This is a genomic window from Sphingobacterium wenxiniae (assembly GCF_900116225.1).
Classification (GTDB): domain Bacteria; phylum Bacteroidota; class Bacteroidia; order Sphingobacteriales; family Sphingobacteriaceae; genus Sphingobacterium; species Sphingobacterium wenxiniae.
Window position 1 is genome coordinate 1 of record NZ_FOZZ01000010.1, and the last position, 16,252, is coordinate 16,252.

13 protein-coding genes are annotated in these 16,252 nt (G+C 39.8%); 5 read left to right on the forward strand and 8 right to left on the reverse strand.

All coding sequences use genetic code 11. The features are described 5' to 3' along the window. The 6 genes from BM375_RS12815 to BM375_RS12840 all read right to left on the reverse strand — a co-directional run. Positions 1 to 2,034 (reverse strand): hypothetical protein (locus BM375_RS12815; RefSeq protein WP_212611680.1); only part of this gene is annotated, 2,034 nt, incomplete at its 3' end. 869 nt (positions 2,035 to 2,903) lie between these two features. Then, positions 2,904 to 4,223 (reverse strand): RIP metalloprotease RseP, encoded by a 1,320-nt coding sequence (rseP, locus tag BM375_RS12820; RefSeq protein WP_093366626.1) that lies wholly within the window; start codon positions 4,221 to 4,223, stop codon positions 2,904 to 2,906. A 144-nt stretch (positions 4,224 to 4,367) separates the two neighbouring features. Continuing rightward, complete coding sequence (locus BM375_RS12825; RefSeq protein WP_093366627.1) at positions 4,368 to 5,531, reverse strand: 1-deoxy-D-xylulose-5-phosphate reductoisomerase; 1,164 nt, start codon at positions 5,529 to 5,531, stop codon at positions 4,368 to 4,370. A 7-nt stretch (positions 5,532 to 5,538) separates the two neighbouring features. After that, complete coding sequence (locus tag BM375_RS12830) at positions 5,539 to 6,330, reverse strand: hypothetical protein (RefSeq protein WP_093366629.1); 792 nt, start codon at positions 6,328 to 6,330, stop codon at positions 5,539 to 5,541. Between the two features lie 297 nt (positions 6,331 to 6,627). Beyond that, complete coding sequence (locus BM375_RS12835; RefSeq protein WP_093366630.1) at positions 6,628 to 8,748, reverse strand: S9 family peptidase; 2,121 nt, start codon at positions 8,746 to 8,748, stop codon at positions 6,628 to 6,630. A gap of 203 nt (positions 8,749 to 8,951) precedes the next feature. Beyond that, positions 8,952 to 9,287 (reverse strand): DUF3276 family protein, encoded by a 336-nt coding sequence (locus tag BM375_RS12840; protein ID WP_093366632.1) that lies wholly within the window; start codon positions 9,285 to 9,287, stop codon positions 8,952 to 8,954. Between the two features lie 324 nt (positions 9,288 to 9,611). On the opposite strand from BM375_RS12840, the gene BM375_RS12845 reads away from it, so the two are divergent. The 4 genes from BM375_RS12845 to BM375_RS12860 all read left to right on the forward strand — a co-directional run bounded on the left by BM375_RS12845 (position 9,612) and on the right by BM375_RS12860 (position 13,792). Beyond that, the gene (locus BM375_RS12845; protein WP_093366633.1) at positions 9,612 to 10,496 is read left to right on the forward strand and encodes a LiaF transmembrane domain-containing protein; all 885 of its coding nucleotides are present in this window, start codon (positions 9,612 to 9,614) and stop codon (positions 10,494 to 10,496) included. Positions 10,497 to 10,576: 80 nt separating this feature from the next. Then, positions 10,577 to 11,542, forward strand: coding sequence for a sensor histidine kinase (locus BM375_RS12850; RefSeq protein ID WP_244525901.1), 966 nt, complete (start codon positions 10,577 to 10,579; stop codon positions 11,540 to 11,542). Next, positions 11,535 to 12,272 (forward strand): LytR/AlgR family response regulator transcription factor, encoded by a 738-nt coding sequence (locus BM375_RS12855; RefSeq protein WP_093366636.1) that lies wholly within the window; start codon positions 11,535 to 11,537, stop codon positions 12,270 to 12,272. The genes BM375_RS12850 and BM375_RS12855 overlap by 8 nt, the downstream gene beginning before the upstream one ends. Positions 12,273 to 12,355: 83 nt before the next feature. Beyond that, complete coding sequence (locus BM375_RS12860; protein WP_093366638.1) at positions 12,356 to 13,792, forward strand: serine hydrolase domain-containing protein; 1,437 nt, start codon at positions 12,356 to 12,358, stop codon at positions 13,790 to 13,792. A 34-nt stretch (positions 13,793 to 13,826) separates the two neighbouring features. Here BM375_RS12860 and BM375_RS12865 read toward each other — a convergent pair whose 3' ends face one another. After that, a complete protein-coding gene (locus tag BM375_RS12865; RefSeq protein ID WP_093366639.1) occupies positions 13,827 to 14,324 on the reverse strand; it encodes a hypothetical protein in 498 nt (165 codons plus the stop codon). A 106-nt stretch (positions 14,325 to 14,430) separates the two neighbouring features. On the opposite strand from BM375_RS12865, the gene purN reads away from it, so the two are divergent. Beyond that, positions 14,431 to 15,006, forward strand: coding sequence for a phosphoribosylglycinamide formyltransferase (gene purN / locus BM375_RS12870; RefSeq protein WP_093366641.1), 576 nt, complete (start codon positions 14,431 to 14,433; stop codon positions 15,004 to 15,006). A 38-nt stretch (positions 15,007 to 15,044) separates the two neighbouring features. Here the strand turns inward: purN and BM375_RS12875 are convergent, their stop codons facing one another. Then, entirely contained in the window at positions 15,045 to 16,202 is a 1,158-nt protein-coding gene (locus BM375_RS12875) for an alpha/beta hydrolase-fold protein (RefSeq protein WP_093366642.1), read from the reverse strand. Between the last annotated feature and the right edge of the window lie 50 nt (positions 16,203 to 16,252).

Sequence of the window (16,252 nt, forward strand, 5' to 3'; positions counted from 1 at the left end):
TGAAGCAGGGATATCAATAACGGTCACTGTGTTGTCTTCACTTGTATAAGTGTAAGTACCATTAGCACTCGCAGTCAAAGTAGTCACGGTCTCGTTGCCTTTAACGATGTCTTCGATAGTAGCCCAAACTACATCTCCGTTTTCGTCTGTGATCAACATTGAGTTATCAGCACCACCTTCGATTGTTACTACGTAAGGATCTGCTGTTGTTCCTGAACCGGTAACTGTAATGTTGTCTCCTCCATTAATAGTTACACTTGAATTAGCAATATGCTCGATGTATTCTTCGATGGTAGTGAACGTATCTCCGTTTACAGTAACCGGACCTTCGTTTACAATGGTTTCGAAGTTCTCTACTACTGAAGCAGGAATATCAATAACGGTCACTGTGTTGTCTTCACTTGTATAAGTGTAAGTTCCGTTGGCTGTCTTCTCTAAAGTAGTTACTGTTTCGTTAGCCGAAACGATGTCCTTGATCGTAGCCCATTGCAACTCACCGTCAACATTCGTGATCAGCATTGTGTTCGCCAAGCCTTCCTTGATGGAAACCTGATAAGGATCGGCTTCTGTGCCCGTACCTGTCACGTTTACAAATTCGCTTCCGCCAATCTTCACGCTCTGGTTCGCAATCTGTGTCAGGTACTCCTCGAAGGTATTGTAGTTGTCACCGTTGACCGTGATGGTCTCGTTCACGATATCGTTGTAGATGTTCTCGAACTGGTTCACTACGGATGCAGGTACATCGATGATAAACGTTTCGCCTTTCTCGTTGGTATAGGTATACGTGCCATCTTGGTTGTCCGCGATATTTGTAACCGTCTCGTTCGCCTCAACAACGTGTTGCAGATATTCTTCTATAGTGTTATAGGTATCGCCATTGATGGTTACAGGACCACTGTTCACAATCTCGTTGAACTGGTTGACCACGCTTGCAGGAACATCGATCACAACGCCTCTTTCCTCGATGGGCTGACCGTTCGCATCAATGGCCTCTTCGTTGAAGTAGGTATAGGTACCATTATTGTTGTTACGGACAATCGTCTTGGTCTCATTGGCCTCAACCAACTCCTTGATGGTGATCTCTTTCGTTTCGCCCGTTTCGGTTATGTACGTGAACTTATCGCCATCGTAATAGACGTTACCTCCAACATACGTGTTGTGGATCGTTTCAAAAAGCTCATTCTTGACAGCTTCGTTGCTGATGATGTCCTGGAAGTTCTGGATAACAGAAGCCGGGATATCGATCACGGTGCCTGTCCCCGCTACAGGGTTGCCCGATGCATCGATCTCCACTTCGTTATAGTACGTATAGGTACCGTTCGCGTTCTTTACCAATTGGGTTCTGGTCTCGTTCGCTTTGACCAGCTCAGTAAGGGTAATCTCTTTGCGCTCTCCTTCCTGAGTGATGTATGTAAACTTATTCCCGTCATAGTAGACATTCCCTCCCACAAAGGTATCACCAAGCACTTCAATCAGGTGATTCAATACATCTCCATTATTAACGATTTGCTCAAAGTTATTGATCACATCAGCAGGAACGTCAATAACAGTAACAGTGCCGTTCTCTGAAGTATAGGTATAAGTACCATTTTGGTTTTTCACCAATGTGGTGACTGTTTCGTTATCTTTTACAACTTTTTTAAAGTCAATATTCACTTCCTTACCTTCAGCATCTATATAAGTGATAATATAGTCCGTAGGATTATAGAAAATATTGGTGGCTGAACCCGCAGATGCAAGAACCCACTTTGCCCCATCATTGTAATAGATGCCAGGAACAACATCATTAACTTTCATCGTGTTGTACACCATCATACCAGCTACATGCTTTGACAATGGAAACGCCGACGTACTTCTTTCCAAAGCAACACGTGTATGCAGAAGTCCTTTGTTCGCACTCGATAACTCCAAAATCGCATCTGCATGGATAGCAATACCCTCTGTATTCGAGCCATCGGATATCTTTTGCTGCGCCATAGACACTCCTCCTAATAATGAAAGAGCCAATGATAAGCCAAGGTATCTTTTCTTCATAATATATTTGTAATTTCTTGTTTTTACTACTTTACATCTTTTTGGAGAAAACGTTTCATTTATAAGTCTTTTAAACTATCAAATCCATAGATATTTGGATTTTTTTCTGACACATTCCCTTTTCTCCGTACAGAATTCGGATGCAAGTATAGTTCCCTATACATATATAAAACAAGATGTCTCAAAAAGAACAAAGCCTTTTTTGTTAATTTTGAGACTGCTTATTTTATGAAAAACATAGACTATTCACAATAGACAAAGAAAAATTAAACAAGTCTCATTTTTAGATTTAGCTATCGGATTTAAGAAAATTTAGAAACATAAAAAACTGAAAATCAACAAGGTAGATAAAAATTTACAAACTAAAAATATTGTAGATTTTCAGCTACAACCCTGTTTTGATTTAAATAGGCTAATATATTCGAATAAAACCAACGACAGATAGTGACCTTTCTTATTATTTAATGAGAATAGACGATGAGAACTCTACTTGGGAAGATTTTAACTAGACTTCCTCCCTATTTCTTCACAATAAGAAGTTTCGTGTACTCGTTTCAAATTATTAAAAAAGAAGTTTTTATTAATAACCATTGTAGCCATATCTTGCCTAGACAAGACTATAGAGAAGGAGAAAGCGATACAGAAGGTGGAATCAACCCACAAAAATCGCATATCATTGTGACACCTGCTTTGCGCAATCGATATTCCTACAGATTCTAAGGGGTTATACCTGACTGCTACCTATAGAGGTTCAGAACAAAGATGTCTAATTATGAAGACTTGGATTTCATATGTATATTTTTAACAATAAAAAAGGCGAACCATAATGATTCGCCTTTCTATAATTACAAGTTATTTAACTCTTTTTTTTACCACTTAATAATATCGTTCCCAAGCGTAAAAAGCATCAGGGCGATCAGAATAAAGAAACCTATCATTTGTGCTTTTTCAAGGAAGTTATCACTTAACGGTTTCCCTTGTATCATTTCCACCAAAAGAAACAATACATGCCCTCCATCCAACGCTGGAATAGGTAAAAGGTTCATAAAGGCTAATGCCATCGAAAGCAAACCAACCAAGTTCCAGAACCTAAGCCAATCGACTTCTGTACCAAACATCTTTGCTATCCCAACAGGTCCGGACAGCGCTTTATCCGCACGCACTTCGCCTTTGAATATCTTACTAAACCCCTTGATATTATCTGTCACAACAGAGAATGCTTTCTTAGCGCCGATCGGGAAAGATGCTGCAAGTCCGTATTTCTGGATAGTGACAGGCAACTCTTCCCGAGAGAGCACGATTCCCAATGCAGCTGTAGAATCGACCTGTCCATGTAGGGCGATCTCCTCTCCATTGCGTACCACTGTCAGTTCCACTCCCTTATTCACATGCTGCTCTAAAGCCTGTTTAAACTCATCGAAAAATTGAATTTCACGCCCGTTTACACAGGTGATACTATCGCCTTTTTGCAATTGCATACGCGCTGCTTCAGATTGTTCAGATACCTCACTAATGATTCCTATTTTTGTTCGAGGCTGTACAAATTCATTGCGTTTGTGTTCAGCGACCTCATTCAGAATATCCGACGGAATCTGAATTTCTTGTTGCTGCCCATTACGTTCTATGGTCAGCTTTGCATCTCCCATCAACACTTCCGAACTTAAAACATCTCCAAAGAAATTAATAGCAGGTTTTCCGTTTACTGCAAGAATCTTGTCGCCGGTTTCAATACCGATATTGCTCCCGATAATACCCGGCACTACGCCATATTGCAATTTGGAATTATCGATATCCCTTTCGCCATAAGAGAAGGTAATCATCCAAAATACAAAAATACCCACGATCACATTCACGATAATACCACCCAACATCACGATAAGTCGTTGCCACGCTGGTTTTGAGCGAAATTCCCAAGGTTGGGGTTCTTGCTTCAGTTGCTCAGTATCCATGGATTCATCAATCATTCCGGCAATTTTCACATAGCCTCCTAATGGAAGCCAACCGATACCATATTCACAACCTTTGTAGTTGAATTTAAAAAGCTTGACTCCCCAAGCATCAAAAAATAGGTAGAATTTTTCCACCTTGATACCAAACGCACGCGCGGCAAGAAAATGCCCAAGCTCATGCAGAATGATTAAAATTGACAAGCCCAAAACGACCTGCCCTATCATGATTAATGTTCCCATTTATTAAATTAAAAAGTCAAAATTAAAAATTAAAAAAACTTTCAAACGGATAAAAGTCTGCTTGAAAGTATATCGGCGAATGCCTCGCCCCCCTTTTCCCTCAATCTAATATCTCAATACGCACTACTCAATACTAATATCTCTCTACCCAATACCCCTTATTAAACTCCGTGCCACAACTCTCGTTTGTTGATCAACTGCTATTAAATCATCCAAAGAAGGCTGTTTTATAGAAGATAGCTGACACATTGTCGCTTCAATAAGCTTACTCATACCCAAAAAAGAAATCTCATCCCTCAAAAAGGCATCCACCGCAATTTCATTGGCAGCATTTAATACACAAGGTCTATCCCCCCCCTGACGCAAGGCTTCGTAGGCCAATTCCAAGTTCCGGAATACATCATGATTTGCCCGCTCAAACGTCAATGTCGGGTAATCTAAAAAATTGAAACGCTCAAATGTATTTGGCTGACGTAAAGGATAAGTTAAGGCATGTTGAATCGGAAGCTTCATATCGGGCAATCCCAATTGTGCCTTCATCGAGCCATCTTGAAATTGCACAATGGAATGTATAATGGACTGCGGATGCACGATCACATCAATCTGTTCTACATCCAAATCAAATAACCACTTAGCTTCGATAACTTCCAAACCCTTGTTCATTAACGAAGCAGAATCAATGGTAATCTTGGCGCCCATCGACCAATTCGGATGTTTCAAGGCCTGTTCTTTTGTGACCGTTTCCAAAAAAGCAATATCTTTCCCACGGAAAGGCCCTCCGGACGCAGTCAGATAAATCTTCTCTATAGGATTTTGCTCTTCCCCTGCCAAGCATTGGAATATAGCCGAATGTTCCGAATCTACCGGCAACATTTTTACACCATGCTTTTCTACCAAAGGCATGATAACTTCCCCCGCAACGACCAAAGTTTCCTTATTGGCCAAGGCAATATCTTTACCACAGGAAATAGCTTTCACCGTTGGGCGCAATCCTGCTGAGCCTACAATAGCGTTCAGTACGATATCAATAGGCTCATGTTGTACTACTTCAACCAAAGCATCTTCACCCAACAACACGGCTATCCCCGTTCCAAGAAGCCCCTCCTTTAATTTATCACCTTGGGTTTCGTCCATCAGCACCACAAATTGTGGATGGAATGCCAAAGCTTGCGCTATCAGTAGGTCTACATTCTTTGCCGCTGTCAGTACAGACACTTCCAATAAATCAGGAAAAGCCCATACCACTTCTAACGCCTGCGTCCCAATACTCCCGGTAGAGCCTAATAAAGCAATATTTCTCTTCTTCAAATTTTTGTTAAATTATATTTTTCAGCAACTGCGGATCGTCTTCACCCTGATACTCCTTAATCATATCGGTATAAACTACAGCTAACACCAAACTCACCGATGGAATAATAACAAAGGAGTTGATAATACTGAATATTCTTGCCAAAATATTATACCCCATATACTCTGCGCCCAATTGCAACAAAAAAGCTGAAGAAACAATCAGCAACACCAAAAACAATCGAAAGAAATTACCCTTGGTCAAAGCTATACTAAAACGGTAGGCTTTAAACACGCGAAAATCCTTATCCAAAATAAAAAACGGAAAGAACATCGTACGCAAAATAATAAGCATAGAAATAATAGCCGTAACCAGCGGATGCACTTCATACATAACCGTCTCCATGGAAACGCCTATATAAAGCAACGGAAAACAAAGCACATACATCACACAGGCAACTAGCACAGATATAAATATTGCGATCAGCAACCCGACCATAAATGATAAAAAATGTTTTGCCGTAGGAATATAGCTTAGCACACTCATCCCTTCCCGATGATACACCAGATTCAATGCTCTTCGTATCAATATCAGCTGCAAACTGAAAAACAATACCAAAAAGATAAACAACAATAGTATTTTCAACCAAGAGTCAATACTGTCGTTGAGATACATCGCGAGAAAAGAGGATAGATTATTCGTGATAAATAATAAAAAACAGAGTCCTGCCACTGAAAAATAATGGCTTTTCAATAGTTTTATCGCCCTTAAAAACACCTCGTTGGCCCGAAATGTACTTTCCTTAAAATATTGCAACATAGCACAAAAAATTATGCAAACCTAAATAAATTCATCGGTAGATACAATATAATACCGTCTCAGGATTAAATGAATTTATTTAGCTCTCCTCTGCCATTAAAAATTATATTACAGAGGAAATATAGGGATTTGATTGAGGCTATTTCATAAATTCATTTGAAACTCAAGAAAACACGTCATTGCTAGGAAGAATGACGAAGCAATCTGTGTTTTCGACATCATTCCCACCTTAGGCGGGACTTCGTTCCTCGCAATGACGGTGATGTTTGTCTTGTGATAAAGGCCTCAATCAAAATATTATTTAAATTCTTTCGGAACCGGTTTCTCTAACAGATACTGGTAATAAAAACGCACGCGTTCTTTAAAATCATAAGCAGATTTAGACCGTGCAAATCCGTGCCTGCTTCCCGGATAGATCATTAATTCAAAAGGCACATTTCTATCCGTCAATGCATCTACCAATTGCATAGTGTTCTGCATGTGGACATTATCATCCAAATCGCCATGCATAATACGCAACACACCTTTGTATTGATTTGCATACGTCAAAACCGACCCAGCCTTATATCCTTCTGGGTTGTCCTGCGGTGTATCCATAAAGCGCTCCGTATAATGCGTATCATACAATTCCCAGCCAGTTACAGGTGCCCCAGCAATACCAAAGTCAAAATAATCAGCCCCTTTGGTCAATGCCAAACAGGTCATATATCCACCATAACTGTGCCCGGTAATCAACAGCTTATTATTCGCCACCCAAGGTTTTGCTTTCAGCCACTTGGCAACGGTGATATAATCTACCATTTCCCAATTGCCCAGATTCCTGTGCATCAAGGCTACACCTTGCTTACCAAAATGTCCAGAAGCACGATGGTCGCAGGCAATCTGGACAATCCCTTCTTGCGCCCAAAACTGGTTAGCCGTACCTTTCCACGTATTGCGCACAGTTCCAGCATCAGGGCCGCCGTAAATGCTCATAACAACCGGATATTCCTTGTTTTCATCAAAATTTACCGGATAAGTAATAATAACAGGCAAATCGTACTTGCCATCATCCGACTTAATGGTAAAATATTCCGTCTTACCGATGTTATAAGCAGCAAATTCGGATGACTTGCTATCCGCCAATTCTTTGACAACCTTACCGTTATTATCCAACAAAGCGACCTTAGTCGGTGTGTTTACATTTGAATAAGTCGTAATAAAATACTTCCCATCAGGAGATACCTTTACCTGGTGCGTATAATCTCCAAAAGTCAAACGTTTCAAGTTTTTACCGGAATAATCTACACGATATAAATCCACCGTAGCCGAATTCTCTTTTCTTGCTGTAAAATAAACGGCTTTATTCCTCTCATCAATATATTGCAAAGCACTCACTTGCCAATCACCTGAAGTAATCGGATTCACCAAAGTACCGTTCAACGTGTACAAATAATAATGAGCCCAACCGGTTTTATCCGATTTCAAGATATAATGCTTATTGTCCGCCAGATAGGTAATACGTTCGTCATGGTCTAGATTGATCCAGCTTGGTTGCTTCTCATCATAGATTTCCTTTTTGCTACCATCCGCAGGATTTACCTCATAAAATTTTAGATTGCTCTGATCGCGGTTCATCCATTGTACCATAATAGTGTTGCTGTTGAAGCTCCAATAAGGCTGACCAAAGTATTGATCATCTTTCTCGTTAAAATCTGCCCATACCACAGAAGAGCCTTCTACTTTCACAAAACCAACTTTCACCTCTGGATTTGGATCACCGGCTTTCGGATAACGTGTTTCTTCTAATTCACCATGCTGTCCTTTAGAAACATATATTGGAAACATCGGCACTTTCGTATCATCAAAGCGCATAAAAGCCAACTGCTTGCTGTCTGGCGACCACCAAAACGCCTTATAATTGGTTGAGCGGCCCAAAATCTCTTCGTAATACACCCAAGACGACCAACCATTATAGATTACATCCGTACCATCCGATGTATAACGCACCTCGCTCCCATCAGCAACCTTTACACTGTACAAATCACTTTCCCTGGTGAAAGCTACATATTGCCCATCAGGAGAAAGCGTAGGGTTCTTTTCCTCCGCATCAGGCGATTGTGTCAAGCGCTTAGCTTCTTGCTCACCATATTGTATATAAATATCTTTCTCTTTTGTAAAAATTTTTACGTCTGTTGTCGGCATCGGCACATATAAGGAACGCTGACCTGATTTGATATTGACCTGATAGGTTTTGCCGTCCTTAGTGTCTCGCTCAATATAATGATTGGCATCCGCCCAACCGACATACTGATTAATAGGAACAGTTACAGAAGGCTCTTGCCCCCAGGCTTGTGAAAAAGTCAAGTCTTTTGTCTGCGCCTGCGCACTAACAATAAACAGAAGGCTTAAAACAGAACTCGTTAGTATTTTATTCATATATATTTTGGTATTGATCAATCTTTTTCAACCTTGAACCTTGTCAAGGTTTGAAATCTTGTTAAGGTTCAAAGAAGATCCAAGAACTTGCGAAATTAGGAATTTTTCAGAACCGATACAGCATTTTAGCTGTAACATGTTTATTTAAATAAAAAAAAGCCACTTCAACAGTGGCTTAACAATTTTTTATCCCAATAACAGGATTAGAAAGAATAATTATCTTTTTCACTATATCCGTTTGACTCGTACGCAGAATCTTCAAGCCCAGGTTCATAACGTTTTTCGACAACGTCTTGATTGCTTTTGATATATTCAACAACCTCAGTCAATCCCTCTGCAAATTTTTCAAAATCCTCTTTGTACAAGAAAATCTTATGTTTGATAAACTGCCCATCCTCAAAACGCTTTTTGCTCTCCGTGATGGTCACATAATAATCGTTTGAACGAGTTGCTTTTACATCAAAAAAATAAGTACGCTTGCCCGCTCTCACCTTTTTTGAAAATACCTCTTCACGCTCTTTGTTGTCAAAATCTCCCATTAGTATAGTTAAGTATTTAAGTTTAAATCTTTTTACAGTCATAAATATATAATATTTAATTTCATTCTACCAAATTTTATTAAAAAAAATATTCTTATGTTTTGAATCGTAGGGTTGTGGAATTGTGGAATCGATTAGCTTGGTTTGGGGTTCGACAGTTCAACAGTTAATCAATTAAACAGTTAATCAGTTAAACATCTAATAAACCTTTTCACCGAAAAAAAAGAGGTGTTTACCGAAAAAGTGCCTCATATTACCTATTTTGGCTAACCGATTCCAAGGTATAGCGCTACTTTTGAATCAAACATTCAAACAAACACAACAATGGAAAGAGATTATCAAACAACACCCCCGCCCACCCCGCCAAAAAACAATAAGAGCGCAAATATTGTAGGGGCGGCAATCGTATTCTTAGGTCTTATGCTTCTCCTGCGGAATCTGGATCTGGGATTTCATTTCCCAAGATGGATTTTCGGTTGGGAAATGATTCTTATCATCATCGGTATCGTGATTGGCATTAACTCCAACTTCGAAAAACGTTCATCCGTTATCCTGATTACTATTGGCGGTCTTTTCTTATTGAAAAAGATGTTAAGCTTGTCTTTTGGTGGTGTTATTATCCCTTTGGCAGTCATTATAGTAGGGATTTACCTTATCATGAAAAACCGCAAGGCAAATGTGCCACCAACAGTCCCTCCCCCATATACACCAAATCCGTCCCCTAAGGACGAGTTTGATTGGGACAAGCGTGTGGAAGTAACCAACGAAACTCCGGATTTCACATCGCCATTCCAACAACATGGCAACCCTACTGCCCATCAGCAAAGCGATGGGCAGCAGGCCAATACCAAAGGGTATACGTTTGAGGGCGAAAACTATATTAAAGTAGACACAATCTTTGGCGATGCCAAAAAAATTATATTCACTAAAAATTTCCTTGGTGGCAACATCACCAATGTATTCGGCAGTACTGAAATAAACCTTATTCAAGCTGATATGCAACAACCGGTTGCAGTAGATATCTTTCAACTGTTTGGAAGCACCAAAATTATCGTGCCCCCTCACTGGATTATAGCAACAACGGTATCGTCTATCCTAAGTGAAAATGATGACCGCCGAGTAATCCTCACTCATGCGCAGGATCAAAACAAACAGCTGTACATTACAGGTACATCGATATTTGGCAGTATAACAATCAAGAATAGTTAATCTTATACATGACCTTGAAACTGACATCAAAAAACCGTTTAATCCATGTAAGCACATGGACTATTTGCGTTTTATACTTCTTGATTTCATACTTCTTGCTCTGGTGGGACAGCAAGCCCAAAGCAGTAACACCCTATGAACCTATCATAGGCGCTCTTTCCATAACAATATGCTGCTATTTGATTTACAGCACGCTGCAATATTATCTACCACGCAAGAATCAATATATCAAGATAACGGCAATTTGTCTTGTATTGACGGTAATTAGTCTTGGATTGTCTATTTTCTTCCTCAACCAATTTTTCGACGGCTTGTCGTTAAACCATTTCTATGAGATATTGCCGTATCGTTTTATCATCAACTTCCTATTGCTGCTCTGCGTCATTATCATCAATATCTTTTGGAATATTCAAGAAGAGTACGAAGAAAATAAAAAGCGAAAAGAAGAATCTGAGCGTATCTTACGGGATGCGGAGCTTTATAACCTACGTCAACAGTTACAGCCCCATTTCCTCTTCAACAGTTTGAATTCCATCATTGCTTTGATAGGTATCAAGCCAGACGAGGCAAAGAAAATGACCTTCCAGCTCTCTGATTTCCTTCGTGGAACTATGCGGAAAGATGACAAGCAACTCATCCCATTAGCGGATGAAATAGCGCATCTCCGCTTATACTTAGACATTGAGAAAGTACGCTTCGGCCACCGCTTAACAACCAATTTCCAAGTTCAAGAAGAAGCAAGCACAGCCAGAGTGCCCAGCATGATTATACAACCATTGCTTGAAAATGCCATTAAATTTGGACTATACAATGTCATTGGCGATGTGAACATCACCATCAATATCCACTTAGAGAATTATATCTTATGGATTACCATCACCAATCCTTACGATAGCGACCAGTTCGAAACGAAAAAAGGCACAGGCTTTGGATTGTCGAGCATACAACGGCGTTTGTACCTCATATACGGACGTACGGATTTGTTGGAAACATCCATGAACGAAAACATCTTTACCTCAACCTTAAAAATACCACAATATGATTAAAACTATAGTTATAGACGATGAGCCTCTGGCACGCATGATTATCCTAGAATACTTAAAAGGGCATACCGATATTACCGTATTGGCAGAGTGTGGAGATGGATTTGAAGGCGCAAAAGCCATTCAGCAGCATAAACCTGATTTGGTTTTCTTAGATATACAGATGCCTAAACTGACAGGGTTCGAAATGTTGGAAATTTTGGATGAAATGCCAAATGTTATCTTCACTACTGCTTTTGATGAATTTGCTATCAAAGCCTTTGAAAAGAATGCTATCGACTACTTGTTGAAGCCCATTAGTCAGGAACGTTTTGAACAAGCCATATCTAAATTCAAAAGCAATCACACAACAGTAACGCCTCAAGACACGCGCGAAAAAGTAAATACCATAACCGAGGAGGAATCTTTAGAACGCATTGTTGTAAAAAACGGTTCGCAGATAAAAATTATTCCTGTCCAACAGGTAAATTTCCTAGAGGCATATGATGACTATGTAAAAATTCACACAAAGGACGGTATGTTCCTCAAAAACAAAACGATGAGTTCTTTTGAAAAACAACTGGATGCAAAACAATTTGTACGTGTACATCGCTCCTTTATCGTCAAAGTAGACCAGCTTGCAAAAATAGAACCCATGGAAAAGGAAAGTTATATTGCTACACTTCTGACCGGAGAAAAGATAAATATCAGCAAGTCAGGTTATGCCCGCCTGAAACAAGTTATCGGACTGTAGGCTGTTTTGTGCGGCATACTCCGTGCCGCACAAAACCATACCACAAAATTGCCTTATCGACAATTCTTGCGTATTTTTGTGCCATGCGGAATTTACTTATCCTATTTTTATTATGCTCAACCATAGCAACTTCCTTTGCACAGAGCAAAGAAGAGCTAATCAACAGGTCGGTGTTCAACAGAATTGAATATTTTGTAAACACCAACATGGGCGACTCCATCTATACATTGGCTTCTGAAAAATTCAAGACGGCTGTGTCTAAAGCACAATTTGAATTTGCCCTTAACAATCTATACAAATTAGGTCAAATCAAAAACACGGAAACCCTTGATTTCAAAGGACGCACAGGTATCTATCTATTGACATTGGAAGATGATGCTTATGTTGAAGCGCATTTAACCCTCGATAGCACTTATCATTTTGATGGTTTATTGTTTAGGCCTACGGAAAAACCTTTGCCAAAACCAGATAAAGAGGAAGTTATTAGCGAAGTCACAAAGGTCTCTCCCATAGATTTCTTTATCGATTCCGTAGCCAATTCTTATGTACGTAAACAAAACGCTCAATCTTTAGCTATTGGCATTTTTCATCAAAACGGCTACAAGACCTATTTCTATGGCGAAACAGAAAAGGGAAATAAACAACTGCCTACCGAAGACACGCAATACGAAATTGGGTCGATTACCAAGGTTTTTACAGCTGTATTATTAGCCGATCTGGTCAACAAAGGAACCATTCAATTGGATGATAGCATTGCCAAATACCTTCCTGACTCTGTTGCCGCCAATCCTGATATACAAAAAATAACCTTTAAGAGCCTGGCCAACCATACTTCCGGCTTGCCCAGACTTCCCGGTAATCTGGAACAGGTAAAAGATTTCAACCCGAATGATCCTTACGCCACTTACAATACGGCTGCTTTGTATGCTTTTTTGAAAGATTATAAAGCTACCAGAGAGGTCGGCCAAGAATATGAATATAGTAATTTGGGATTTGGTTTATTGGGAGAAATTCTTGCCTCCATTAGCAAAAAAACATATGCCCAACTTCTGCAGCAAACACTGCTGACACCTCTTCAAATGGTCAATACGACGGATAAACCCGACCCGAAAAAACAGCAGATGGTTAAAGTATACAACAAAAATGGCGAAGAGGTCGCTGTGTGGAATTTTCAGTCCATGTTGGCTGCCGGAGGTATAAAATCTACCGTGAAAGATTTGATGCTATTTGCTGTGGAGCAGTTCAAAATGCCGGAAAATGAATTGCAAAATGCTATGGCATTGACACGCTTATTCACCTTTGCCACTCCGGATTTTACCGACATTGGTCTTGCCTGGCATATGAATATGATGGATGGGCTTATTTACTTCCACCATACCGGCGGAACTGGAGGAAGCAGCTCTTTTATTGGTTTATCACCTGACACCAAAACGGCACTTGTCGTACTCTCCAATGCTGAAACAAGCGTAAACAATATTAGTGTTACTATACTGGAAAAACTACTTTCCAATGTAGAATGAACAAGAAAGCTCTAAAAGAGCTTTCTTGTTCATTCTATTTCAAATACTCCGTCATCTTCTTGACATTGTTTTCCCCCTGAAAATCCTGAATAAGCTTCTTTTCCTTTACGTTATAGATATACGTAGCTGGATAGTTTTTAGGATCTAACTTCTCAATAAACTCGACACCAGGGTCATGCCAAAAGCTGATGTTCTTTTTGCTTTTAAGTCCTGGAGCAAACATATTGATATAGCCATCGACCAGTTCACTTTCGTACATGGTGATGAAAAATACAGTAGTATTCGTTAAAAGTTGGGGATTTTTATCAATAGATTCGCCCAACTCCTGACAATGTCCACAGCCCGGATCGTAAAAAATAAGCATAATTTTTCCTTTTTCGGGCAGTACATTTTTCAATAGCTTTTCACTATCATCTTTCGCGTGTATCGTCAACAGTTCAGGCAACTGTACAGCTTTTTCCTGCGCAAAAGCACCCTTTACCAACAGTAACCCTACGATAAACAATCCTTTCAATGTCATTATTTGCTTCATGATCTCTTTCTTATACTGCTAATCCAATATTCCATATTTAATATCTGCGAAAAATAGCCTATATTTGGTTACAAATCAATATTTACAACACAAAAGATACATTATCGTGAAAAAACGCATCGCTATTTTTGCTTCGGGTTCTGGTTCAAATGCACAGAAAATCATGGAGCATTTTAAGTATTCGAGCTTAGCCGAAGTAGCTTTGGTATTGAGTAATAATCCTGAAGCCTACGTACTCCAACGTGCGGACAACTTCGAGGTTCCCTCCCATGTGTTCGATAGACATGCTTTTTATGATACTGATGAAGTTGTTGATATCTTGAAAAGACTGGATATTGATTTGGTGGTATTGGCAGGGTTCTTATGGTTAGTTCCTGAAAACCTTTTAAAAGCTTTTCCAAATAAAATTATCAATATCCATCCGGCACTATTACCTAAATTTGGCGGTAAAGGTATGTACGGTGACCGCGTGCACAAAGCGGTTTTGGAAGCAGGAGAAGAAGAGCACGGCATTACGATTCACTTTGTAAATGAAAGATTCGACGAAGGTGAAGTTATCCATCAGGCAAAATTCAAAGTCGAACCGGAAGACACCCTCGAAATCATCAAGTTCAAAGGGCAACAATTAGAGCATCAGTATTTCCCAAAAGTGATTGAAAACTTATTACGAAAGTATAATTAATTGATTTTTCATAGCGTATTCAAGCTATGAAAAATCAATTAAAACAACAACGGCAAAAACTCCGTCAAATACAACCTCCAATTAGACCAAGTATGTCCGCCTTCACTTTCCCGATAGGTGTACTTCATCCCGATAGCATCTAATCTCTTGCGATAATCTTCGCCCACTTTATATAGAAAATCCTCTTTACCCATACCTATCCAATACAATTTATAACCATTATCCCTTTGCTTAGCAAGGTTCTGTTCAAAATTGCTAAAAACCGGACTCTGTACCTTATCGTTCATACGAAAAGCCGCAGAAAACAATCCCACATAATCAAAATGGTTATTCAGATAGGCAGAGGTAAATAATGTATGCGAACCGCCCATAGACAATCCTGCAATGGCTCGGGTGCTTTTCTCTTTTTTTACCCGATAATTCGACTCGACAAACTGAACAATATCCATAAAAGATTCCTCCATTTTTCCACTACCGACATCCGGCGTAAAAAAGTTAATGGGATATTGTCCTTTCGCCGACTCCCCAGGAGCAGCAGCATTGCTCACATGACCATTAGGCATAACGACAATCATTGGTTTTACCTTACCTTGCGCAATCATATTATCCAATATTTGCGTAGCTCGTCCCAAAGTCGCCCAAGCTTCTTCGTCGCCCCCCATACCATGTAGCAGATACAACACAGGCAATGCTTTCTCCGATTGTTCATATCCTGCAGGAGTATATACGGTCATACGTCTTGTCATCCCCAAAGTCGGTGAGTCATACCAACGTTTGGCAACCGTGCCATGCGGAACATCCTGTATCTGATAAAAATCAGCCTGTGCTCCCTTCGTCAAGAAATAGTTAAACGTGTTAGCAACATCCCGAACAATATAAACGTTCAATGGATCATTGACCACTACCCCATCCATCTCAAGATTGTACATATAAAGATCTGAAGACAACGAAGGCGTTGTATAATAAAGCCCTAGCGAGTCCCGTAACATCTTCTCTTTGCCACCTGACATCCAATTACCAATAACATAAACTTCTCCCTGAGTTTTGGCTGCTAAACGAATGGTAACAGCGTTGTCTTCATGAACAACCGGAGATTGGACAACGGTTTTATTTCCACCAATATTTTCCTGTGCCTGCGCAGTACCAACCGCCCAGAAGCCCAAACTTAAAACAATAGAAATCGACTTTCTTAACATCACGCAAAGGTTTGATTAGTTAAAGATACATAAAAAAAAAGGTAATCAGT

Coding starts and splice junctions, on each gene's coding strand:
- rseP (WP_093366626.1), bottom strand. CDS start 4,223: ATGGGAACATTAATCATGATAGGGCAGGTCGTTTTGGGCTTGTCAATT.
- BM375_RS12830 (WP_093366629.1), bottom strand. CDS start 6,330: ATGTTGCAATATTTTAAGGAAAGTACATTTCGGGCCAACGAGGTGTTT.
- BM375_RS12835 (WP_093366630.1), bottom strand. CDS start 8,748: ATGAATAAAATACTAACGAGTTCTGTTTTAAGCCTTCTGTTTATTGTT.
- BM375_RS12840 (WP_093366632.1), bottom strand. CDS start 9,287: ATGGGAGATTTTGACAACAAAGAGCGTGAAGAGGTATTTTCAAAAAAG.
- BM375_RS12845 (WP_093366633.1), top strand. CDS start 9,612: ATGGAAAGAGATTATCAAACAACACCCCCGCCCACCCCGCCAAAAAAC.
- BM375_RS12855 (WP_093366636.1), top strand. CDS start 11,535: ATGATTAAAACTATAGTTATAGACGATGAGCCTCTGGCACGCATGATT.
- BM375_RS12860 (WP_093366638.1), top strand. CDS start 12,356: ATGCGGAATTTACTTATCCTATTTTTATTATGCTCAACCATAGCAACT.
- BM375_RS12865 (WP_093366639.1), bottom strand. CDS start 14,324: ATGAAGCAAATAATGACATTGAAAGGATTGTTTATCGTAGGGTTACTG.
- BM375_RS12875 (WP_093366642.1), bottom strand. CDS start 16,202: ATGTTAAGAAAGTCGATTTCTATTGTTTTAAGTTTGGGCTTCTGGGCG.